The 23,672-nt window shown below is 47.2% G+C and carries 20 protein-coding genes, 4 tRNA genes and 1 other RNA gene; 21 read left to right on the top strand and 4 right to left on the bottom strand.

Features of this window, described 5'->3' with window-relative positions:
- Positions 1-101: 101 nt before the first annotated feature.
- Positions 102-725: a nitrite reductase gene (locus KKE17_05685; GenBank protein ID MBU1709478.1), complete on the top strand. Its 624-nt coding sequence runs from the start codon at positions 102-104 to the stop codon at positions 723-725.
- A 59-nt stretch (positions 726-784) separates the two neighbouring features.
- Here the strand turns inward: KKE17_05685 and KKE17_05680 are convergent, their stop codons facing one another.
- Both KKE17_05680 and KKE17_05675 read right to left on the bottom strand, forming a co-directional pair.
- Positions 785-1,282 (bottom strand): thioredoxin family protein, encoded by a 498-nt coding sequence (locus tag KKE17_05680; GenBank protein MBU1709477.1) that lies wholly within the window; start codon positions 1,280-1,282, stop codon positions 785-787.
- A 263-nt stretch (positions 1,283-1,545) separates the two neighbouring features.
- Positions 1,546-4,788 carry a UvrD-helicase domain-containing protein gene (locus KKE17_05675; GenBank protein MBU1709476.1) on the bottom strand — a complete coding sequence of 1,081 codons (3,243 nt, stop codon included), beginning with the start codon at positions 4,786-4,788 and terminating at the stop codon, positions 1,546-1,548.
- Positions 4,789-5,043: 255 nt separating this feature from the next.
- On the opposite strand from KKE17_05675, the gene KKE17_05670 reads away from it, so the two are divergent.
- From KKE17_05670 to KKE17_05575, 20 genes are all read left to right on the top strand, one after another.
- Positions 5,044-6,705 (top strand): SUMF1/EgtB/PvdO family nonheme iron enzyme, encoded by a 1,662-nt coding sequence (locus tag KKE17_05670; GenBank protein ID MBU1709475.1) that lies wholly within the window; start codon positions 5,044-5,046, stop codon positions 6,703-6,705.
- Between the two features lie 357 nt (positions 6,706-7,062).
- Positions 7,063-7,983: an FAD-dependent oxidoreductase gene (locus KKE17_05665; protein MBU1709474.1), complete on the top strand. Its 921-nt coding sequence runs from the start codon at positions 7,063-7,065 to the stop codon at positions 7,981-7,983.
- Positions 7,984-8,059: 76 nt separating this feature from the next.
- On the top strand, positions 8,060-8,515 hold the full coding sequence (gene tadA, locus KKE17_05660; protein ID MBU1709473.1) for a tRNA adenosine(34) deaminase TadA: 456 nt from the start codon (positions 8,060-8,062) through the stop codon (positions 8,513-8,515).
- Positions 8,516-8,546: 31 nt separating this feature from the next.
- Positions 8,547-8,639: transfer RNA gene (locus KKE17_05655), tRNA-Ser, on the top strand.
- 127 nt (positions 8,640-8,766) lie between these two features.
- Positions 8,767-8,854: transfer RNA gene (locus KKE17_05650), tRNA-Ser, on the top strand.
- A gap of 247 nt (positions 8,855-9,101) precedes the next feature.
- Positions 9,102-9,200: signal recognition particle sRNA small type (gene ffs, locus KKE17_05645), an RNA gene on the top strand.
- Positions 9,201-9,428: 228 nt separating this feature from the next.
- Complete coding sequence (gene dnaX, locus KKE17_05640) at positions 9,429-11,204, top strand: DNA polymerase III subunit gamma/tau (GenBank protein MBU1709472.1); 1,776 nt, start codon at positions 9,429-9,431, stop codon at positions 11,202-11,204.
- Positions 11,205-11,432: 228 nt separating this feature from the next.
- Complete coding sequence (locus tag KKE17_05635) at positions 11,433-11,741, top strand: YbaB/EbfC family nucleoid-associated protein (protein MBU1709471.1); 309 nt, start codon at positions 11,433-11,435, stop codon at positions 11,739-11,741.
- Between the two features lie 22 nt (positions 11,742-11,763).
- Positions 11,764-12,369: a recombination mediator RecR gene (gene recR / locus KKE17_05630; GenBank protein MBU1709470.1), complete on the top strand. Its 606-nt coding sequence runs from the start codon at positions 11,764-11,766 to the stop codon at positions 12,367-12,369.
- Positions 12,370-12,494: 125 nt separating this feature from the next.
- Positions 12,495-12,571: transfer RNA gene (locus tag KKE17_05625), tRNA-Val, on the top strand.
- 107 nt (positions 12,572-12,678) lie between these two features.
- Complete coding sequence (gene thrS / locus KKE17_05620) at positions 12,679-14,598, top strand: threonine--tRNA ligase (protein ID MBU1709469.1); 1,920 nt, start codon at positions 12,679-12,681, stop codon at positions 14,596-14,598.
- A gap of 207 nt (positions 14,599-14,805) precedes the next feature.
- Entirely contained in the window at positions 14,806-15,348 is a 543-nt protein-coding gene (gene infC, locus KKE17_05615; GenBank protein ID MBU1709468.1) for a translation initiation factor IF-3, read from the top strand.
- A gap of 198 nt (positions 15,349-15,546) precedes the next feature.
- Positions 15,547-15,744 (top strand): 50S ribosomal protein L35, encoded by a 198-nt coding sequence (rpmI, locus tag KKE17_05610; GenBank protein ID MBU1709467.1) that lies wholly within the window; start codon positions 15,547-15,549, stop codon positions 15,742-15,744.
- A gap of 54 nt (positions 15,745-15,798) precedes the next feature.
- Positions 15,799-16,146, top strand: coding sequence for a 50S ribosomal protein L20 (gene rplT, locus KKE17_05605; GenBank protein MBU1709466.1), 348 nt, complete (start codon positions 15,799-15,801; stop codon positions 16,144-16,146).
- A 258-nt stretch (positions 16,147-16,404) separates the two neighbouring features.
- Positions 16,405-17,430: a phenylalanine--tRNA ligase subunit alpha gene (gene pheS / locus KKE17_05600; GenBank protein ID MBU1709465.1), complete on the top strand. Its 1,026-nt coding sequence runs from the start codon at positions 16,405-16,407 to the stop codon at positions 17,428-17,430.
- A gap of 53 nt (positions 17,431-17,483) precedes the next feature.
- Complete coding sequence (pheT, locus tag KKE17_05595) at positions 17,484-19,904, top strand: phenylalanine--tRNA ligase subunit beta (protein MBU1709464.1); 2,421 nt, start codon at positions 17,484-17,486, stop codon at positions 19,902-19,904.
- Between the two features lie 7 nt (positions 19,905-19,911).
- A complete protein-coding gene (locus KKE17_05590; GenBank protein MBU1709463.1) occupies positions 19,912-20,214 on the top strand; it encodes an integration host factor subunit alpha in 303 nt (100 codons plus the stop codon).
- Between the two features lie 247 nt (positions 20,215-20,461).
- Positions 20,462-20,839, top strand: a complete 378-nt coding sequence (locus KKE17_05585; protein MBU1709462.1) for a MerR family transcriptional regulator — start codon at positions 20,462-20,464, stop codon at positions 20,837-20,839.
- A 126-nt stretch (positions 20,840-20,965) separates the two neighbouring features.
- A tRNA-Pro gene (locus KKE17_05580) sits at positions 20,966-21,042 on the top strand.
- Between the two features lie 159 nt (positions 21,043-21,201).
- Complete coding sequence (locus KKE17_05575; protein MBU1709461.1) at positions 21,202-22,215, top strand: hypothetical protein; 1,014 nt, start codon at positions 21,202-21,204, stop codon at positions 22,213-22,215.
- A gap of 265 nt (positions 22,216-22,480) precedes the next feature.
- Here KKE17_05575 and KKE17_05570 read toward each other — a convergent pair whose 3' ends face one another.
- Together KKE17_05570 and KKE17_05565 are read right to left on the bottom strand one after the other, a co-directional pair.
- Positions 22,481-23,566 (bottom strand): hypothetical protein, encoded by a 1,086-nt coding sequence (locus tag KKE17_05570; GenBank protein ID MBU1709460.1) that lies wholly within the window; start codon positions 23,564-23,566, stop codon positions 22,481-22,483.
- On the bottom strand, positions 23,502-23,672 hold the full coding sequence (locus tag KKE17_05565; protein ID MBU1709459.1) for a hypothetical protein: 171 nt from the start codon (positions 23,670-23,672) through the stop codon (positions 23,502-23,504). The genes KKE17_05570 and KKE17_05565 overlap by 65 nt, the downstream gene beginning before the upstream one ends.

The following is a 23,672-nucleotide window of genomic DNA, read 5'->3' as shown; positions in this document are numbered from 1 at the left end:
CATACATGAATTTTTTTTAAAGGGAAAGATAAAAAATAATAAACTTTTCATGGAATAAAACAGGTTCGACCAGGAGTAATAAAAGGATGACCACTACGGATATGAAAAAGAACAGTAAAAGCATTACCATAGCATTAACGGCCGGGCGACTGCCTTTGAATCAGCTTGAATTGATATTTGAACTTGCGCGGCAACATGGTCTCGGTATTTATCTTACTACCCTGCAGAATGTCAGGCTGACCGGCATCAGCGAGGAAAGTTTTGATGCTATCAAGGCGCGGCTTGTTGCACTGGGCGCTGTCGTAAAACGGCCGGGTCTCTTCCCTGTGCCACGGGTCTGTGTCGGAAGCCCGCATTGCAAGCTTGCGCTCATTGATACCGAGGTAATTTCGCAAAGGATCCTTGATTATTTTTCCAGTATGGATGCTGTTAAGCCGAAATTGAAAATCGCGGTTTCAGCATGTCCCGCCTCGTGTTCAGGAACGGTTTTGTCAGATATCGGCATCATGGCCACCAGAAGCGGCTATGATGTATATGCCGGAGGCATGGGCGGACCGATGCCGAGAAACGGTCGCCGTGTTTTGCGAAGAGCCGATGAGGCCGGGATGCTTGCGGCGGTCCAAAAGCTCATTGATTTCCATCAGGCGAGCCCTGGTAAGAAAAAGAGAATGCGGAAACTGATTGATGCTCCGGATTTTCCTTTTAAAGTGGAAAGTGACAAGTGACAAGTGTTGATTGGTGTTTGTTTTTAACTCGTAACTCGTCACTATTTACGATTCACTATTCACTCTAACGCTTCTTTGATCCAGTCCTCAACTTCCACCGGCATGGGCAGTCTTCCGGCGCTTTTGAGTTGATTGTTGATAATCAGCGCCGGGGTTGTGGTGACCCCGTAGCGCCAGATCTCATCCAGTTCGTGGATGTTTTCAACATCAGCGGCAATGTTCAGTTTCTGCAGGGCTTCAATGACCATGATGCCGATCTTGTTGCAGCTGACGCATGCCGGGCCGAGTATCCGGATGACCATGGTGCTGTCAGGGCTTGCTGTTTGGTTTTTATGGCGCAGATATTCTTTTCTGAGCGCCTCTCTGTAGGCAGCTTCCGAGCCTGCCGGGATATAATTTTTTCCCCGGATTGCATCATAAAGAAAGGATGCGGCGTCTTGTTCTGATATATCCTTTGTCAGGACAGTATTAATGGCAATGTCAAGGCCGATGAGGCCGACACTGGCGGAGCCTATTTTTATTTTCTGTTGAATCGGTTGGTCATCTATTGTTTTCATATCATTTCTAGTCCGCATTTCTCACAAGTCGAGACAGTTGCAGGTCCGCAGGGCAGGGAGTTTGGCAATATATGAATATGCCGAACTTCCTGCGCTAAAGGAGATGCGGCGGTATCGGCTTGCCTTTGGCGAACTTTTCAGCAGTTTATTTAATTGAGATATCTTTTACACGCTGTTCATAGCAATTACCTGCCTACTTTCTTGTAACCCATTATTTTCAGGCCATTTACAGTTAATGCTGAAATGTTCCTGAGAAATGCGGATTAGAACAGTTTCATCTGTGGATTTTCTTTTGCCTTTTTCGGCCTTGTATCTGTTTTCAGAACAGTCAACAATGAAGACGGAATTTCTCCGATAAATCGCGATGGGGCTTCAATCATGTTTTTGCCGAACAGCATTCTGGTTGCTGAAGATGTCAGTATCAGCCCGTTTTTTGCCCGGGTGCAGCCGACGTAAAAAAGGCGGCGCTCCTCTTCAATATCACAGATCCGGTCCCCATAATTATACGGCAGGAGTCCTTCTTCGAGCCCGGCAATAAAGACGTACGGGAATTCAAGGCCTTTAGCGGCGTGAGTGGTCATGAGTGCCACCGCTTCAGCGCGTTCATCATAAACAGTTGCCCGGGCATTCTGTTCGAGATGCCTTGCCAGAGCGTGCAGGTCTTTGCCGAAGACGCCGGCAAGTTCCAGGAGTCTTTTTGTTTCATGGCTGCCCGCAGGGATTTCAAGATAGTGTAATGCATTTATTAATGCTTCCGGCATTGACATGCCTGAGGTCTTTAATTGTTTCAAAGCGGACTCAAGGCACAGGAAAAGGGCTTTGGCTTCCCGGGGGATATCAAGAGACGCGGCTTCGGCAAAAAAATCATCACAGCGCAGCGGCAGTTTTTCCAGTTCTTTTATTGTGACATTGCCGACCCCTTTTCGGGATTTAAGAAGGGCGGTAAAGTCCGCAGAAAAAGCCGATCCCGCGGCTGCCTGGATGAAATAATACAATGGCCTGATTTCCGGTTTCATGAAAAACGGCGTGCCGCCGATGAGCTGGAAAGGGATTCCCCGACGTTCAAGGGCTTCTGCCAGATCATCGGCGAGCCTGGTGAGCCGGTAAAGGACCGCGATATCGCCGAAACTTGTTTCAGGCGTCTTGCCATCGCCGCCGCGTCCCGACTCCATGGAGAAATGGCTGATTCCTCCCATGAGTTGTTCGATTCTTTTGACTACGAATTCCGCTTCCGCCCTGGCGGTGGGGGCTTGAAAATATTCTATAAATCCCTGGTCGCAGCTTTCGGGGTGCAGCCTGGAATCTTCCTTGCGGGTATTATGGCTGATGAGTGTTGATGCCGCTTCAATCAGGCCGGCAGCGGACCGGTAATTACGGCATAGTTTCAGTTTCTCCGTTTCAGGAAGGTTCGAAAACCGGAAGAAGAATTCAAGGTCACTGCCGCGGAATCCGTAGATTGCCTGGTCCGGATCCCCAATGACAAAAACTTCTGCATGGCCAGCCAGGAGCAGCACGAGTTCGTATTGGGTTTTATTCATATCCTGGAATTCATCCACATACAGATTGCCGACGCATTCGCTCACCGCTGTCCGCAACGCCGGATTACTCTTCAGGCGGTTGACAAAGAACGGAATTACTGCATCAAGGTCGATTGCCCCCTGGCGCTCAAGTTCGTCAAGATAACAAATGATCGCCGCTTCTGCTTTTGGTGCGGCATTTTCCGTTGCGGTAAAGTCCTCAAAAAAGGTCTGCAATGTACTGATAAATTCCGTTTGGCGCTGTTTGTTCCAATCAGGAAAGATTCGTCGGATAAAAAGGTTCCGGGTCTCATCTCCGACGATGGTCAGCTCAGGAGAATCTTTCCGGAGATGGTCAAGGCAGAATCGGTGAAAGGTGCCGATAAATATTTTTTGACAATCCGTGCCGATCTCTTTTTCGAGACGTTCTTTCATCTCGCTGGCGGCGCGGTTTGTAAAGGTGATGGCGCAGGTTTTATGGATTGAAGACGGCCTGTCTGCGATCTGTTTTTTTATCCGCTCAACCAGGGTGAAGGTTTTGCCGGTCCCAGGTCCAGCGGTAACCACAATCTTTCTTGATTTGCTGGTGATCGCCTTGCGTTGCTCAGGATTGATCGATTTTTCCAGATCTTTGGCAGCGCAGTTTTTTTTGAGTGCTGGAAGCGGGGTGGTTTTAGTTTTACCGGAGGTTTTTTGAGCGGGCTTTTTCCCGGTAAAAAGGGCGATCTGCCCGGCCAGGGAATCAAGCTCGCCTTCCTCAAAAACCTTGATCACCCCGAATTCCCCGTCAAATCCCGGTTTTCTGATCACCTTGTTTTCCCTGATTCGCTGGATCGCCTCGGCCAGCACCGGCGTGAATTGTTTCAGGTCTTCCACCGGGGTTTTGAAGAAGATATTGAATTCGGATCCGAAGCGCGATATCACCTTGGCATACTGGGTCATCACCCCCTTGGTCGCCGGGCCGCAGCCCAGTATTTCACCCAGCACCTCGGCAAGGGGAATGAGGCTCTTGAACCCGGGAGTATCCGGTGCGTAATAGGGTTTGTCCCGATCAGCGAGCTCCATGACCCGGTGGGCAACCCCCACGGTAAGCGGTTTGCCGCACACCGGGCAGACGGCATTTATTTTTCTGGTTTCAAGAGGCTCCAGGCAGACCTGGCATTTCCGGTGCCCATCCATATGGTATTTGCCTTCTTCAGGATAGAACTCTATTGTTTCCTTAAAGCCTTTTTGGGGATCTTTGAGTGCCTCGCGCATGTGGAAAAAATCAAAGGAGGTGGTGAATATATTTGCCTCGCGGCCAAGTTTGGAAGGCGAATGGCAGTCGGAATTTGAGATCAATGAAAACCGGTCAAGGGCCGAGATCATCCGGTTCATGTCCGGATCAGAGGAAAGTCCGGTTTCAAGGGCAAAGATATGCCCGGTGAGATCGCCGAAACAATCTTCAATTGCGTCAAACCCGGATTTTGATCCGAAAAGGGAAAACCACGGCGTCCAGATATGGGCCGGAACCAGAAAGCCTTCCGGTGCTTTTTCAAGGACAATTTCAAGGAGATTTCGCGAATCAAGCCCGAGGATCGGCCGGCCGTCGGATTCGATATTGCCGATGGAGGCAAGTTTTGCATTGATCCGTTCCGCCGACTCAAGATCCGGTGCAAAGATGATATTATGGACCTTTCGCACCTTGTCATGCCTCTTGTAAATACTGCTTATCTCAGCTGAAAGCACGAAGCGCACCGGGATCGGTTCAGGAGCGGTTCCGGGAATCGCCTGCGGGACGTTTTCGTCTTTGAGTTTGAAGAATCCGGGTTCTGCCGGCTCGAGAAGATCCTTGATGCGGCTGAACCAGCCCGGATGGGTGAAGTCGCCGGTACCGATAAGATTGATGCCTTTTATCTGCGCCCAGGAATACAGCCCCGGCAGGTCGCTCAGTTTACTGGTGGCGCGCGAGAAGGGAGAGTGGATATGAAGATCGGCGATGTATTCCATTGTTTCCCAAATCAGGTTCAAACAGCTAAAAGCGTTCAAATGGTTTACGGAAACAGTATAGTAAAAGGTTTGAGGCGGTCTGTCCACGGCATATTTCAGGAAGTTCTTTGGGGGATATTACCTGAGAAAACAGAGGCACATGTTGTGATTATTCCATAAATTTTGTAAAATGAATGAAGTGTGATTATCTTTTCCCTGTTGCCGTTTCGACTCATCAAGAAATACGGCGCTGTTCATCTATAACGAGGAGTATGTATGATGCGAGCATTCAATCTCAAATCCTTTTCCGCTTGTATTCTGATTGTCCTGACGACGTTTTTTCTCTATGCCTGCAGTGGCGGTGGAGATGATCCGGCACCGGTTGTAGCCGTTCCATCGACGCCCACCGGTCTGCAGATCACCTGGGTCGACGACCAGATCACCGTCAGCTGGGATGCAGTCACCGGCGCGACTTCGTATAATCTGTATCAGGCCACGACAACCGGGGTCACCAAGGATAATTATGCATCAAAAGCCGGAGGCACAAAGGTCTCCGGGGTAACGAGTCCCATTGCCAGAACTGGACTCGTCGCCGGAACTACCTATTACTTTGTTGTCACCGCAGTTAACAGCGGCGGTGAAAGCCTAAGCTCAAGCGAGGTTTTAACGACCCCTTTAGCTGTGCCGTCAAATGTGCAGATATCCTGGGCTGACGGCCAGGTCACCGTCAGTTGGAATGCGGTTTCCGGTGCCACCTCGTATAATCTGTACCAGGCCACCGAAGCCGGGGTCACCAGGGATAATTTTGCATCAAAGGCCAGTGGTACTATGGTTTCCGGGGTAACGAGTCCGACTACAAGGACTGGACTTACCAACGGGACCCCCTATTATTTTGTTGTTACCGCAGTTAACAGCGGTGGTGAAAGTCTCAGTTCAAGCCAAGTGTCCGCCGCTCCTCTTTCCGCGCCCACCGGATTTACCCGGGCGGCCGGTAATTTCCAGGTTGCTCTTCTATGGACTGCGGTGACCGGCGCTACTTCATATAATGTTTATTACGACACAACTGCCGGCGTCTCCAAATCCACACTTAACTCAGTTAACGTTGTGACAAGTCCGTATATATTGAGCAGTCTGACTAATGGCACGCCTTATTATCTCGTGGTGACCGCGGTTAACTCTGCCGGTGAAAGCGATGAGTCAACTGAGATTGTTGCCATCCCTAATCCGTATGGTTTCGAGTTTGTACTGGTCCCCGCAGGAGTCTATACCATGGGTAGTCCTGTTGGTGAGCTTGGACATGATTCTTTTGATGAGTATGAGCATCAGGTGACTTTGACCACACCATTTTTTATTACAGCCACAGAGGTGACACAAAAACAATGGCAGGATATAGCGATGACGGCCCCTTCACTTGATAATGCGGGGGATGGTTTTCCTGTGGAAAATATTACATGGGATGAGGCTGCCGGTTTATTGACAACATTAAATATACAAGGTTGGGGGATATTCAGGTTGCCTACGGAAGCTGAGTGGGAGTATGCAGCCCGTGCTGGTTCAACTACTGCATTTGCCAATGGTGAGATTACAGTCACAGGGTCTGGTGCCCCTGATCCTGTTTTGGTTCAAATTGGTTGGTACGGTTACAATTCCGGCAATGTGAAAAAAACTGTTGCAAGCGCAGGTGTTTCCAATGCATGGGGTATCTACGACATGCATGGAAACCTTGCTGAATTAACTAATGACTGGTTTGTGTCTAATCTCGGAACAGATCCGGTTCTTAACCCGACCGGTCCTGGCTCTGGATCTTTCAAGGCTATACGGGGTGGCAATTTTGGAGATGAATCACAGGAATGTCGTTCAGCACACAGGGGAGGGATAGTTGCCCCATCCACAACCAAGAATGGCGCGACCGGTTTCCGGATCGTTCGTGATTTATAATGATCATTACTTGATTTTCTGAATTCATAGAACTATTTTGAAAAGAACGGTTTGGTGGAAGCGCCAGCCGTTCTTTTTTATTTTCAGACATAATTATACAGAGCGTCATAAAAAATTGTGCTTAGACTTATTTTCAATATCGAATATCGAATAAGGAACCGCAGAATTATGAAGGTGTTACTTCGACATTCGACATTGTCCTCAAACAAGACATCGGACGATTGACACCTTGTTCGATATGCTGCGGTTCGCCAACGATTGGCAAACTTATGTCGTTGTGTATAACTATTAATCAGTTGCTAATGAAACCATATCTGGTGGACTCCACCATAACTATTCCCTATACGAGAACAAACCATGACTAATGAAATTATCGACGTCGTAATAGTCGGTGCAGGTCCTGCCGGGCTCCAGGCAGCGCTGCACTCCACCCGCAAAAAAGCAGCCACTATCGTCCTCGGCAAACCACAGAAAAGCAGTATCTATCGGGCGCATGTGGAAAATTACCTCTGTGTCGACGGGGTCACCGAAGGCAGTGAAATGCTCCGGGTCGGCAGAGAACAGGCCCTGCGGTTCGGCGCTGAAACCGTTGAAGAGGACGTGCTGCATATCGTCCAGAAAGATTCTCTGTTTCATATAACCATTGAAAGTGGCCGCGAAATTACCGCAAGAACGATTATTATCGCCACCGGAACTGCCAGGAAAACATTGAAGGTGAAAGGCGAAAAAGAATTGCTTGGCCGGGGTGTGAGTTATTGTGTTGATTGTGACGCCAACTTTTTCCGGAACGCCAAAGTCGCGGTGGTGGGTAACGAGAGCGCCGCTGCAGACGGGGCCCTGACCCTTACCAAGTATGCCTCCGCGGTGACCCTGGTTGCCAAGAGTCTGAACGTATCCGAGGAACTTGCAAAGAAGCTTGCGGAAAGCAGTGTAATTATCCAGCAAGGAACCTGGGTAAAAGAAATTCTTGGTGAAAATGCTGTGCAAGGCCTGCTTCTTGCCGATGACACGACCCTTGAGGTGGAAGGGGTGTTCATCGAACTCGGTGCCAAGGGCGCTGTTGAACTTGCCAATAATCTCGGGGTGCTCCTCGATACCGAGACCTTCACTCACATTCAAACCAACAAGCAGCAGGAAACCAACCTCCCGGGTATTTATGCCGCCGGTGATATCACCGGACATCCCTACCAGATGGCAAAGGCGGTTGGCGAAGGCTGTGTTGCCGGGATGGAGGCTGCGAAATTTGCCAATAAACAGAAAAGGGGAGCGGAAGAATAAAGAAGTTTGTTGTGGGTTCGGGGCGGGATGTTAAACGATTGTCAGGCTCATTGAATGGATTTCCTTGGTTGCCATCATGGATTCAGATTCTAAATATATGGAGATGGCCCTGGAGGAGGCGGCAATGGCTGCGGAACGGGGCGAGGTGCCGGTGGGGGCGGTCATTGTCGATCAGGACGGAGTAATCCTGGCTCAGGACGGCAACCGGAGTATTGAGCTGAGTGACCCCGCAGGTCACGCCGAGATACTGGTCATGCGCGCGGCAGGGGAAAAAACAGGCAATTACCGTCTCGCCGGGCTAAGTCTCTATGTTACGCTTGAACCATGCGTAATGTGTGCCGGGGCTATGGTGCACGCCCGCATCAGCCGACTTATATATGGCGCAAGCGATCCCAAGGCCGGGGCGGTTGAATCGTTATATGGCATTGGCCGTGACGGCAAACTGAATCATGCTCTGGAGGTTACCGGAGGGGTTTGGGCTGATCAGGCATCGAGCATGCTGAAGGATTTTTTTAAGAAACGGCGAGGATGATTCCTGTTTATCGGGTGATTATCCTCAATGGGGAGAGGTGCCGGAGTGGTCATAACGGGGTCGACTCGAAATCGTCTGTCCTGGGAGACCGGGACCGTGGGTTCGAATCCCACCCTCTCCGCCAGGAATTTTTTAATGTTTTTTGGAATATCCTTTGAATTTTCTGGTTAATCGTTTAGAATCCCGGATTCTTATTATCAGGACAGTAATTTTTTTGATGCTGCCCGGTTTTTAATAAGATTGCAGTAAAAGGAGAGGTGACCGAGAGGCCGAAGGTGCACGATTGGAAATCGTGTGTGCGGCAACGTACCGTGGGTTCGAATCCCACCTTCTCCGCCATGAAATACCTGAGTTGGGCGATTTTTGTGTTTGCCGAAGATGCGCGAAAGAATACATGCTGCTATAGTAAACTATGCGGGATGTATTCTGACAGGAAAGCGTAGACTCCGAAGTAGATTCGGTAAAAACGTAAATCCCGGTAGGGTTTTAAATTTTGAAAACTGAAAAGAGATTCTTACCTTTCAACAATAAATTGGTTTTCAAAATTTAAAACGCACACTTCAGTAAATTGGATTACGGTTATGATAGCCGGGTCCTGCGCAACAAAGGCTCGCAAACTCCGCCAGGTCCGGGAGGAAGCAACGGTAGCGAACCCCTTTGTGTGTTGCAGGGGTGCCTGGCTATCATTTTTTTGAATACCGGCAGATGTTATCAATCTGCCTTGTCCTCGCTATTTCAGCGGATTTAACTACAGCTGAAAAAAGTTCTTCCGTGCATCATTATCAACCTCTGCTCGTATTCAGGATTAACGTGTGGTAATTTATTCTTGCCAATTACCGGCGGATAGGTTGGAATAATAATCAGGCCAGCTGTAGTTTAGCTTCGAGTAAAAAAAATCACTTAGGTTGAAGATGTGTCCTATTTAGTTCTTGCCAGGAAATGGCGCCCCCAGATTTTTGAAGATGTAGTCGGGCAGACCCCTGTTGTCAGGACGCTCAAAAATGCCCTTGCCCGAAACCGGGTGGCCCATGCGATGATTTTCAGTGGCGTCAGGGGGGTAGGGAAAACCACCCTTGCGCGGATCATGGCCAAGGCGATGAATTGCACCGGAGAGGGGCCCCCGCCATGCAATAGCTGTGAATCCTGCCTGGAAATTACCAGGGGCTCGGCAATTGACCTGCATGAGATCGACGGCGCATCCAACCGCGGCATTCAGGAAATTCGCGAACTTAAAGAGAATATCCGTTTTTTTCCGGTCAAGGGCCGCTATAAAATCATCATTATTGATGAAGTGCATATGCTCACAGCCGAAGCCTTCAATGCTCTGCTCAAGACCTTGGAGGAGCCTCCTGAACATGTTTTTTTCATGTTTGCCACAACCGAACTCCATAAAATTCCCATCACGATTCTTTCGCGCTGTCAGCGCTACGAACTGAAGCGCATCCCCTTTGTTGAACTTGTTTCGTTTTTTGAAAAAATCTCTGAGCAGGAGAAGGTGAAGATCTCGCAGACCGCTCTTGAGATGATTGCAAAAGAGGCGGAAGGGAGTGTGCGAGACGGCTTGAGTCTCCTTGACCAGGTTTTTTCATTCGGCGGCAATGAAGTAAAGGATGAAGATGTGACTCAGGTTCTGGGGCTTGTTGACCGCAGCATCTTTGGAGCTATCGCCAGGGCCATTCTTGAAAGCGATCTCGGCACGGCGCTTAAATTCCTTGATGACAGCTTTACGGCAGGGATTGATCTCAAACGCTTTATGAATGATTTGCTGCTTTATTTCCGGGCGTTGCTGATCATCAAGACCAGTGCCAATCCTGAAGAACTGCTTGATCTGGCCGATTTGGAGTTCAGGGCGATGAAGGATCTGGCCGCAAACCACGAAGCTGAAACCCTGTACCAGCATTTTTATCTGCTCTTGAAAGGGGTTGAGGAAATGCATTATTCGCAGCATCCTAGAATGGTGCTCGAAATGACATTTATCAAAGCAACCAGGGCGGGGCAGATTGTGCCGGTTTCCACATTGCTCGAAAAAGTGGATGCACTGCTCTCTGGACGCGGTATCAGCGCTGAGGAACCCGAAGCGGCCGCGGCCCCGGTACCTGAAAAAAAAACAGCAGTGATCCAGTCAGAGCGGCAAGGGTCTCCTCCTGAACCGATAGTCGAGCCGCTGAAAACAATTGTAAGCCATGAAGATGTCAGCCTCAGCCCTGATGATGTTCCTGAAGAAAATTCTGAAGACGAAGACGACCTGCAGGAATTTGAAGAGATAACGCCTGAACAAATCACTCCTGTGGCAGTTCATGTTCAGAAAAAGGATATTCGAGCGAATTGGGACGGGTTCATTGATTATGTCATGGATCGGAAAAAATGGATGGCGCATGTCCTCAGGCTGTGTTCTAGCGCCCGGGAAGAAGGATCTGACCTTATCCTGAAATATGATGAGAGAACCGACTGCAAGGTCCTTCAGGAACCGGAAAATTTTAAATTGCTCACGGAGTTTGCTCAGGATTTTTTTCAAAATGAGTTTTCCGTGAAAATAAATGTCCGCGGCAATAGTCTTGATGCCGAAAAGGAAACCGACGGCCCTCAGGAAGGCAGACGCGCCCTTGCCAATGACCCCATGGTTCAGATGACCACGGAAATATTCGGCGGCCAGGTTGTGGGCATTCGCACCGGACCCCGCAGCAGATAGTAAACGGTCCCATGGCGGCGCATTTGCAGTGTCATCAACCTGTTTGCATACTGAAATGTATAGCAAACAGGTCTCTTCCTTGCAACTACACCACCCTGTGACCGTTTACAGCATAGGATCCAAGCGTGTTTGTGGTGGTTTCACTCCGTGAGCTGTTGCTGGAAAATAAGTTTTTGCTAACAGTCTACAGTCTAAACAGCTTACCAACCTAATTAAAAGGTGTAACTTATGGATATGAGTCAGATAATGAAGCAGGCCCAGGAATTCCAGAAAAATCTGGCAAAATCCCAGGAGGAGCTTGCGGGCAAGAAGGTTTCTTCCTCAGTGGGTGGCGGCATGGTCACCGCAACAGTAAATGGCAGGCACGAGCTGATTTCCCTGGTCATCGAAAAAGAGGTCATTGACCCGTCTGACCCGGTGATGTTGCAGGATCTGGTGATGTCAGCAGTAAACGATGCAATGCGAAAAGCGGGAGAGCTTGCTAAATCCGAATTGGGCAAACTGACCGGCGGAATGAATATCCCCGGTCTGTTTTAATGCGTTCACCGATCCTGCTATGATGAATATTCTTCCTGCAGCCCTGGACAGACTTATTGCCGATCTCAGTCGTCTTCCCGGAATCGGTAAAAAATCCGCGACACGCCTGGCGCTTTACATTCTCAGGAGGCCCGCCGATGAAGCCCGGAATCTGGCCCGGGACCTGGCCGAGCTCCATGAAACTATCCGGTTATGCGCCAATTGTTTTGCCTTCTCGGAATCGGAACCATGTGCTATCTGCAGTGATACCCGGCGCGATTCGAAAATCGTCTGCGTCGTGGAGGAATCTGCCGATCTTATTGCCATAGAAAAAACCGGCGCCTTCCGCGGGCAATATCATATTCTGCACGGCGCGCTTTCGCCAATGGATGGAATCGGCCCTGAAGAGATAAAAATCAATGCGTTGCTTGCAAGGGTCAGACGTCATAAAATAGAGGAGGTGCTGATCGCAACCAGTTCCACTGTGCCCGGTGAGGCGACTGCCGCCTATCTTGTGCACAGACTTTCAGCGGTTCCGGTGAAAATTACCAGGCTGGCCTTTGGGATTCCCATGGGAATGGATATTAAATATGCCGACGAACTTACCCTCTCAAAGGCAATAGAAAGCAGGAAGGCAGCTGAAATATAACCGAAGGATCTTGCATCGTAAAATTCCGGAATTCCCTTGACATGGCATGCAATAGTTGGTATTTGAATTCCCTTTGGTTAGCTTGATTGTTACGTTGAAGCATCTCTTTGAAGAAGACGATATATAGGCGCGTAGCTCAGTTGGTTAGAGCGCTTGCTCGACACGCAAGAGGTCGGCGGTTCGAATCCGCCCGCGCCTACCATTTTTTTATGTAAGTCTGGAGCTTCGCAATGGTAAGACCACTGCGAAGTTTCCTGTTTCAGGATAGGGGTTTTTGTTGAACCCGAATAAAGAAAACAGGTGTTGTGCATGAGTGAGATTACACTCTCGATACCGGATGGAGATTCAAGGACTTTTCCGGCAGGAATTACCGCTGAAGAAGCTCTAAGGGATTTGCTTTCCAAAAAGCAGCGCAAGAAGACCGTTGCCGTTAAAATCAACCAAGAAATCTGCGATCTTTCCCGGGCTTTGAGTGCCGATACAGAACTTGTGCCGGTTTTTGATGACACCGATGAGGGTCTTGCGATCATTCGGCACAGCGCTGCCCATGTCATGGCCCAGGCGGTTATCGATTTGTATGGATCGGATGTAAAGGTTGCAATCGGTCCTTCGATTTCGGACGGCTTTTATTACGATTTTGATAACGTCACCTTTACCCCGGACGATTTTGAAAAGATCGAAGAAAGAATGCTGTCGATCATCGGCTCGGCCAATGCATTTGTGCGGAAAGAAATTTCCTTAGCCGATGCAATACAGATGTTTGAGCAGGCGGGTCAGGGCTTTAAGGTGGAACTCCTTAAAGAGATGGAACTGGAGACGGTTTCCACTTATCAGCAGGGTGGATTTGTCGATCTCTGCCGCGGCCCCCATGTGCCGCATACCGGCTGGATAAAGGCCTTCAAGCTGATCAAGGTTGCCGGCGCTTACTGGCGCGGCGATGAAAAGAATCAGATGCTGCAGCGTTTATACGGAACAGCCTTTGCTGATCCAAAGGCATTAAAGAAATATCTCGATAATCTTGAGGAAGCCAAAAACCGCGATCACCGGAAACTCGGCCGCGAGCTTGAGCTTTTCACCATTCAGGACCAGATTGGACCGGGCCTGATCCTCTGGATGCCAAAAGGGGCGATGCTCAGGAAAATTATCGAAGACTTCTGGAAGGACGAGCATTATCGCAACGGCTATGAATTACTCTATACACCGCATATAGCCAAGCGCGACCTCTGGCAGACCAGCGGCCATCTTGATTTCTACGGTGAAAACATGTACGCGGCCATGGATATTGATGGAGTGAGCTATCAGATCAAGCCGATGAACTGTCCTTTTCATATAGCAATTTATAAGGCGGCCAAAAGAAGTTATCGGGAATTCCCGATCCGCTGGTGTGAACTGGGCACCGTGTATCGTTACGAGCGCACCGGAACTCTGCATGGTTTGATGCGGGTCAGGGGATTTACCCAGGACGACGCCCATATTTTCTGCAGGGTGGATCAGCTTGAAGGGGAGATTTTCAACATTCTTGATCTGAACTTGAGCGTCCTCAAGACCTTTGGTTTTGATCAGTACGATATTTATCTCTCCACGCGGCCTGAAAAATATGTCGGAAACGATGAGCATTGGGAGAAAGCCACTGAGGCGCTCAAGCTTGCCCTTGAAAAAAAGGGCCTGGCGTATGAGATAGATCCCGGCGAGGGTGTTTTTTACGGACCCAAGATTGATATCAAAATCAAGGATGTTCTGGGGCGTTCCTGGCAGTGCTCGACAATTCAGGTTGATTTTAATCTTCCTGAACGTTTTGAAATCGGTTATACCGGCGAGGATGGCAAAGAACATCAGCCGATCATGATTCATCGGGCTTTGATGGGTTCGCTGGAACGTTTTTTTGGCGTGATGATCGAGCATTATGCCGGCGCATTTCCAGTATGGATGGCTCCTGCTCAGGCGAGGGTTCTTAATATTACTGATTCTCAGCTGGGATATGTTGACGAGGTCTATAATGAACTCCGTCAAGCAGGGGTTCGGGTTGAAAAGGATATCCGAAACGAGAAGTTGAATTATAAAATTCGAGAGGCGCAGCTTAAAAAAATACCCTTCATGTTGATTGTCGGCGACAAGGAAATGGAGTCCCGCACTGTTACGGTCCGTTTACGGGATGGCAAGAATCTTCCGGCAATGACAATTGATGAGTTTGCAGGGATGATTCGTCAAGAGGTTTCGGGTAAGATTTAAGTTACCTGTTGCGAAATAAATGAAATCAAGCTAAATTATTGCGTTTTAATTTTTATTGTTTTATTTGCGGACCAAAAAAATGATTGTCGGAAGTATAAAAAACTCGATTCTGACAAATATTACGCCTGTAAAATAATTGATTTTATTTGGTCCTGTTGATACCTTCGGGACTTTGTAGGAATGTAACAATTATTGGGAGGTAGGAGTATTAAAGGCAAAAAAAAGAGTAGTAGCAAGGGCCGGGAAATCCGTGCCCGGGTTGGTAATCTGATCCGATGTGATGCGGTCAGGCTCATTGATGAAGAAGGCGGTCAGCTTGGTGTTGTTTCCGTTCCAGATGCATTGGCAAAAGCGGAACTGGCGGGATTGGACCTTGTGGAGGTGTCCCCAACTGCGGATCCTCCTGTCTGCCGGATAATGGATTACGGTAAGTTCCGTTACGAGCAGAGTAAAAAACAGCAGGAAGCAAAAAAGAAGCAGGCGGTTGTCGAAGTCAAAGAAATAAAACTTCGACCGAAAACGGAAAAACATGATCTTGATTTCAAGGTCAGGAACATTAAAAAATTCCTGGCGCAGAAAAACAAGGTAAAGGTGACCCTCCGTTTCCGGGGCCGTGAAATAGTTTACGCAGACAGTCTCGGCTTGGACGTACTAAAGAAAATAGCCGAAGATCTGGGAGAAGATGCGGTTATTCTACAGGAGCCGAGAATGGAAGGCAGACAGATGGTCATGTATGTCGGGCCCAAGTGATTTTTTTTTGCTCCTGTCTGATTTATATATAATTTGTAATTTGTCGGTCTTGCAAAATTACTATGCGAGTTTAAATCGTCGGCTGAGGTGGTAGCCGATACCGACGTTGTTTATGCCGTAGCTAATTGAAATTATTAGGTGGCATTTGAAACTAATTATTTTTTAACGAAAGCTTTTGTAATTTGAATGGAGAATGTCATGCCGAAGATGAAAACCAACAGAGCGGCGGCAAAACGTTTTAAAGCCAGCGGCACCGGGAAGATCGTCCGCAATAAGGCTTATGCCAGCCATATCCTTACCAAGAAATCAACCAAACGAAAGAGAAATTTACGCAAGTCCGGCATCGTTGACCCGACCAATGTCAAGGCTGTTAAGAGAATGCTGCCATACCTGTAAAATGAACAGGGTATGTGCCGGAAGTGATTTAATGACATATAAAGGAGAAGTCTAATGCCCAGGGTAACACGCGGCTTTAAAGCACGCCACAGAAGAAACAAAATATTGAAAATGGCCAAAGGCTATATCGGTGCCAGGCATCGTCTTTTTAAGACAGCCACTGAGGCGGTTGACCGCGCGCTGGTTTACGCCTATCGTGATCGTCGTACCAAAAAACGTGATTTCCGTAGATTATGGATTGTAAGAATCGGCGCTGCTGCACGCTTGAACGGTATTTCGTACAGCACTTTGATCTGCGGGTTGAAAAAAGCTAATATTGAGTTGGACCGCAAAGTTCTATCCAATATGGCTATTTTGGATCCCAAGGCATTTTCACAGGTTACTAAACTGGCGACCGCATAATCCACCAGGCACTGTTTGGGTTCTTTGTTGAAATTATCTGCACAGGTTGGCTAAAAGACCCCACGCGCAGAAGGCTGAAGCTGATTTGGTTTTGATTCTAAAAGAGTCTTATGCTTGAAGGGTAGAGTGAAAACTTACCGGCTTTGCCGGATTATAACAGCCCCCCTGTTGTTGATTTAAAGACAAGCCGGAAACTTTTTTTCGTTTCTGGCTCGTATTTTTTTAAGCCACAATACATACTTGCTAATACCATCCGCTATGGAAGAAGAACTCCTTCGCCTGAAAACCGAAGCCCTTGACAGCCTTGCCGCCTGCACCGATGCAGGGGAGCTGGAGCCCTTCAGGGTTCAATATCTCGGCCGTAAGGGCGGCGCCATAACCCTTTTGATGCGAAAGCTGGGGGAAGTGTCCGCTGAAGACAGACCCAGGCTTGGTCAGCTGGCAAATGCGATCAAGAAAGAAATTGAGAGCAGATTAGCCGAAACCGCCACAGCTCTTGAGGTCGGCACTGCAGCCGTAAAAGGCGTCAATGTCGCGCTTCTGGCGGATATGTCTCTGCCGGGCAGGTCTCATGCCTTCGGCAAGCTGCATCCGGTTACGCAGATAATGGAGGAAGTCTGCGGTATCTTTGAAGGGCTTGGTTTTTCCGTAGTTGAAGGGCCGGATGTTGAGACGGATTTCTATAATTTCGAAGCGCTCAATATTCCCCAACATCATCCGGCCCGCGACATGCACGACACTTTTTATATCAGTGAGTCCATCCTGCTGCGCACCCATACCTCGCCCATGCAGATTCGGGCCATGGAAACCCAGAAGCCGCCGCTTAAAATAATTGCTCCAGGCAAAGTCTATCGCTGCGATTCCGATATCACTCATACTCCAATGTTTCATCAAGTTGAGGGTTTTCTGGTGGATAAAAAAGTTTCTTTTGCGGACTTGAAGGGTGTGCTCTCGGTATTTATTGCCAGGATGTTTGATAAGCAGACCGCCATTCGTTTCAGGCCGAGCTTTTTCCCCTTTACCGAACCCAGCGCTGAAGTTGATATCGCCTGTGTGATCTGTAAAGGCAAGGGTTGCCGGGTCTGTAAGCAAACCGGTTGGCTGGAGATTCTTGGAGCAGGGCTTATAGATCCGGAAGTCTTTCGGATGGTGGGCTATGATCCGGAAGAATATTCGGGATTCGCCTTCGGACTCGGTATCGAACGGATCGCCATGTTGAAATACGGGATTAATGATATCCGGCTGTATTATGAAAACGATCTACGTTTTCTGTCGCAGTTTTAACGCGGTACCATGGACTTTTTAAGAGTAAACTTAAGACCGACGACTGTCTGCCCATGAAATTTACCACAGAATGGCTTTCGCAATATATTGACTCCGGCCTGACCGCAGCTGCATTGTCCCACCGGCTTACCATGGCCGGTCTTGAGGTTGATTCGGTGTGCGAACTTTTCCGGGATTTGGGCGATACGGTCAAGGTTGCAAAAATTCTTTCCGCTGAAAAACATCCTGATGCCGACAAATTAACGGTTTGTACTATTCAGGTGGGCGCTGAGAACAGGAGAGTTGTCTGCGGTGCTCCCAATGCCCGTGCAGGTATGCTTACCGCCATTGCTCTGCCAGGGGCGGTTCTGCAAAATGGACTCATCATAAAGAAAAGTAAGATCCGTGGCGAGATTTCCGAAGGTATGCTCTGTTCGGAAAAAGATTTAGGTGTCAGCGAAGATCATTCCGGGATCATGGAAATTCCCGGGGATTTCGAAAGCGGCGTATCCCTGGTTGATGTGCTGGGCCTTGCTGATACCGCCATTGAAGTCGATCTGACTCCCAACCGCCCGGATTGTGCCAGCGTTATCGGTATTGCCCGTGAGGTCGGCGGCTTTGTGAACAAAAAAATAAATCATCCGGTCCAGGGTCCTCTGCCGGAATTGACCGGGGAAAATATCCCTTTTTCCGTTGATGTCTTGGACCAGGAAGCCTGCCCACGCTATGCGGCCCGGATGCTCAAGGGTGTAACCATCGGCCCTTCACCCTGGTGGCTGAAAAAACGGCTTCTTGCCGTGGGGCAGCGGCCGATCAATAACATTGTTGATGTTACTAATTTTGTGATGCTTGAATTAGGGCAACCGCTTCATGCCTTTGACTTTGATATGTTGCACGGTGGAAAGATTATTGTCCGCAACGCCAAACCCGATGAGAAAATTATATCCCTTGACGGCACAGAGCGTCAGCTCGACTCCGAGATGCTGATGATCTGCGATGCGGAAAAACCTGTGGCAATAGCCGGAGTCATGGGTGGCAAAGGATCACAGGTAACAGATGACACCATAAATATCCTTCTTGAAAGCGCTTATTTCTCGCCGATCAGCATCAGGCGGACGGTGCGCAGCTTGAATATGGGCACGGATTCCTCCTATCGTTTTGAGCGGGGCGTTGATCCCGAAGGTATCCCTGTTGCACTGGAGCGGGCTATCCGGCTCATGCAGGAAATTGCCGGCGGTGAAATTGTCGTAAACGGTGTTGACTGCTGCGGCGCAATACCAGCTCAGCCAAAACTTTCACTTCGCGTGCAGCGGGTCTGCGATATGCTTGGCATGGAGATTTCCGCCGATGTTATTTCAGAGCTTCTGCAAAGTATCGAGTTTGATGTAGTAAAAACCAACGGAAAGGTTCTGACGATAGAGCCTCCGAGTTTCAGGGTTGATATCGAGCGTGAAATAGATTTGATCGAAGAGGTGGCGCGGCTTGTAGGCTACAATAATATCCCGATATCCCTTCCGGTGTCGCCCATGAGTTTTCCTGAAACCGGCACCGGCCGCCGGCTCCGGAAGAAGGTTGCTGATATCATGACCGCCCTGGGATTTTATGAGGCGATCAATTACAGTTTCGTTTCTGAGAATCATTTTGATATGCTGGGCCTTGATAAAAATGACTCCGGCAGGGACTGCGTCCGATTGATGAATCCACTTGCCGAGGACCAGAGCGTCATGCGCAGGAGTCTTGTGCCAGGCCTTCTAGAAAACGTCAAACGCAATATCAATCATCAGAATGTCGATGTCCAGCTGTTTGAGCTGGGAAAAGTTTTTATACCAACAAAAGATCCGCAACCACTTGAGGAACAACGCCTCACAGCGATGATCAGCGGCAGGCGCAACCAGGGTTTTCCTCTGCTTTATGCCGGGACGGAAAAAGCAGATCTTTATGATTTGAAAGGTGTAATCCAATCGCTGTTGCATGCATTACGTTTAGATACTGTTTCTTTTGCGGCTGATGAGCAAAAACTGCCGTATGCCAAGGATGGAAACTGTTTATATCTTAAGGCTGCCAAGGTAATTATCGGTTGCTTCGGATATATTGCCAAGGATGTTCTTAAGGAGTTCGGAATCAAACAGGATGTGCTGTTTATGGATCTGAGCCTTACGCGGATTTCCGAACTCAAAGCCCGGTCCAAGGCATTTGAGCCCCTCCCAAGGTTCCCGGCGGTAAAATGGGACATTGCCGTCGTTGTTCCCGAAGCTGTGGGCGGCGGTGAATTGCTGCAAACAATTTCCGACTTTGATAATCCTTTGGTTGAGAAAGCGGAAATTTTTGATATCTTCAGAGGTAAGTCCGTTGAACACGGATATAAAAGTGTCGCGGTATCCATAACCTATCGATCCAGGGAGCAAACTCTGGAGGATGACATGGTTGCCGCGGTTCATAAAAATATTACTAATTTACTTGTATCCCGTTTTCAGGGTAAGTTACGTGAGGTATAGTGGATTTATGAAACGATCAAATCTGACCCGTAAGGAACTGGCAAAAGCAATTCATGAGACCATGGGTTTTTCTCAGCGTGGTGCCGGCGAACTTGTTGATTCTGTTTTTTCTAAATTAAAGCAGAAACTCCTTAATGAAGAATCCGTAAAGCTTGTACATTTCGGTACATTTAATGTCAGAAACAAGTCATCTCGGACCGGGAGAAATCCCCGTACCGGAGAGGCTATGGAAATAACCAAGAGAAGTATGGTGACTTTCAAGCCTTGCAAGGGATTGCGGAAAAAGATTAATAACGAAAAAAAGCCGTAGGCATTTTCTTAGTTTCGCGTCAATCTTTACACCGTCTTCAGACGGTCAGCTTTCAGCCAGTAGTATGTTCGTTGTCCAGGCACAAAGGGGCAAAGGGGCAAAGGGGCAAAGGCACAAAGTTGTTGCAGGTGTTCTCGTTGAGGTGAATTTTTAATGAAATCGTAGATAGCGAATGTAATGAGACTTCGAAAAGACCGATTTCATCGACGAGCCTGGTAACATGTTTTTTTTCTTGGGGGTGTAAAGGTTGGGAACCGAGACCTCGCAGAGCATTCCGGAGAAGAATTATTTTAAAATCAGTGAAGTCTGCCGGCTCACCGGAGTCAAGCAGCATGTACTTCGCTATTGGGAATCGGAATTCGCCATCATCAAACCTCAGCGGGCGTCTTCCAAGCAGCGCCTGTACCGAAAGGTTGATGTAGAAAATATTCTGCGGATTAAAAGACTGCTCAAGGTGGAAGGCTTTACGATCCCCGGTGCCAGGAAATTTCTGGCGGAAAATCTCGAGCCGCAACCCAAAATCCAGTCCGGAAACCAGATCGAATCCAAAAAGCAGCTCTTTAGGGAAATAAAGACAGAGCTTGCGGATTTAAAAAGTTTGCTTGAGAAATCAAAGGAAGATTGACAGAGTTCAAGCCGCCTGTTAAGTAAGGCGTTCTTTGAGTGCTGAGTGCTGAGTGCTGAGTGCTGAGTGTTGAAGATACTGTACTCATTTCTCATCACTCATTACTCATAACTATTTTTTTACAATCGGGATGTAGCGCAGTCTGGTAGCGCACTTGAATGGGGTTCAAGGGGCCGGAAGTTCGAATCTTCTCATCCCGACCAGTATTAGCAAGGGGTTACGGTTTTCCGTAATCCCTTTTTTTGTGGTTTTCCGAAAAAAAATCCGAAAAAAATCTGTGCGTTGACTTGATTGAAACTTTATTGTAAGATCCTGTCACATAAATGACCTAAGCGTTTTTCAAATTTTACTTCTATATTCAAATGGCTAATAAACATAAAAAGAATAAACACCAAAAAAGCAAAAACAAAAGCGTTAATCTTGGTTTAGGGACGAGTGAGCAGGGAAATGTTCCAGTCAAAAAAGATGAATCTGCGAATGAGGATGTTGATGGAGAAAAGTTGACTGGTTTATGCCATAAAACTTTAAGCCCCCCCTTTTATACTCTCAGAAATTTCTTAGATGCGGAATACGGTGTGATTTTAGGCTATGGCTTTTATCACCTAGCAGAACAATTGGTATTACTTAAAAATATTTTTAGAACTTCACATTTAAAATTTCCTGAAAAATTTTTCCTTGCCCTAGATGATTTGATATTAAATCATGAATTTTGGACTGAGATTGGCTCCTTGGTTTTTATGATTACTCTTTTTGTTATTTTGGTAGATGATTATGCGCGAGGTAGACTGATCAATTATTTAGCTCCTTGCAGGACTATTGGTAGATTTGGTTTAGATGTAATTATACCTTTCTTCTTTGGTTTAGGCTTTCTGCTCATTAGTGAGAAAAGCTCATTTATGTTTTTTTCAATAGGGATTGCCTTTTTCGTTGGCGCATTGTGGTCTAACCGAGTTATAGAGGAATCTTATGAGTGGCAAGAAATATTTGATCAATGTATTTTACCGACTAGGTCATCGTCAAATGAGAAAAATCATTTAAGTGCAGCGAGAATTGAAGATGAGTCGGGGTGGCTACTATATAGAAATCGTTTGAAATATATTATTCGGAGCCACCTTTGTTATGGGTTTTTATTGCTTGCTTCTACTTTTTATATACTTATAGTTGATATACATAAAGAGCATTGGCTATTTTATTCCGTGGCCTTATTGCTGTCATATTGGTTGTTTGAAACCCTTCGTTTTAAAGCCGAAGTTGGTTTTGTCCTGGAAGTTGATGAAAAAACAACAGAGAAGTATCCAGCTGTCATGAAAACTATTGTATGGATTCCACGAATTTGTCATATTTTGATTTTAGATAAAATTTTTAAAAAAAAATAATATATTGACATCGTATACTTGTTCAATATGCTATAATAAATATAAATGGAGAGAACTGGATGAAAGATTTATTTATTATATTAGCTATATTAAATTCTATTGGGGCTATAATAACCGGGTATATGACATGTAAATTTGGTTTTTATGATCACCCTAAAGAAATTAAGAGACAAAGGGAAAATCTTGAGCACCTATTTTAGTCGATACACAGATCCTACCTTATTAAATTATAGCAGTTGCTCTTTATTTGCTTTAATTCCTGGAACTACCTCGTAGCATTCACATTTTTAGGTTTACGGTCATACACTTCGACCATGGCGGCGGTTTTATGCCCTGAGGCGAGTTGTTTATCTCCTTCGAAGTCTGACACGCCTTTTGCTTTCAGATCATGGAAGGTGAAACGTTCTTCAAGCCCTTTTTCCAAACATCGATGGATAAGGCGTTGCCATGCCGATTTAAAGGCATGCTCTTTGATCCTAAGTCCATGTTTGTTGTGAAGTATGTATTTCCTCCAAGAAACGCCTTTAAGCTTCTGGGCGGCCTTAATAGCAGCCTTCAATCTTGGCGACCAAGTAATGATTTGAGTTTTACTTTTCTTGGATCGTTGCAGAAGCAATCCATCTTCAAGAAGGTTTGTGTCTTGAAGGTCGAGAATTTCTCCAAGACGGGCTCGACATAAAAAGGCAATTTCCATTCCTATAGGGATATAGGGTGGGGCGGTCTTAATCGCTAACTTGTAAACAAGTTTATATTCATCGTCTGTTACGTATCTATCTCGTGGTGTTTCTTGTATTTTACGGACACCAAGACAAGGATTTTCTCCGCAGATGTCTCTTTCTCTGGCCCAAGACCAAGCCATAGAGATAAGGGCAATTTCCCTGTTTCCCATAATTGGGGCTGTTTTTGCCCGTTTATCTAAATATTTTCGAATAAGACCAGGGGATATTAGTTTTAAAGGTAAAGTCCCAAAATTTCTGCCATCCCTTAATTGTGTGGAGCAGATAATATTTTTTTGATATTCCATCACCTTTCTTGTTGAGGACGCTAATTTTCCATATTGATCAGAGATTGTATATTCATTGAGTAACCACCGTAGGGTATTTCTTTCTTGTCCTGTGATGGTTTCATATGCTGACCAGATTTCAGCGAAACTGGCTTTTTCATTACAAAGTCTGATTTCTTTACCGAGCTTTCCATCTTCATAAGGTCTCCATATGTAGCGACCCTTAGCAAGATAGACATAAGGTGGTAATTTCTCGAATTCCTTTTTTCGTTTCCTTCCCATATCACATAAACTCCAATTCAGAATTTTGAGTTGGATCTTGCAATCCCAAGGATTGATTGACTGCATCCATAGTTGTCCAGATTTGTCCCTTATTCCCGATATGGAAACTGATTTTCAGATTCCGCAGACATCTTTCCAGGGCAGCACGTTTTTTGTAACCCGTTGCCTGCAT

It is taken from the genome of Pseudomonadota bacterium (genome assembly GCA_018823135.1).
Classification (GTDB): Bacteria; Desulfobacterota; Desulfobulbia; order Desulfobulbales; family CALZHT01; genus JAHJJF01.
Note: the sequence above shows the minus strand (reverse complement) of the source record. Positions and strands in the feature narration are given on the sequence as shown.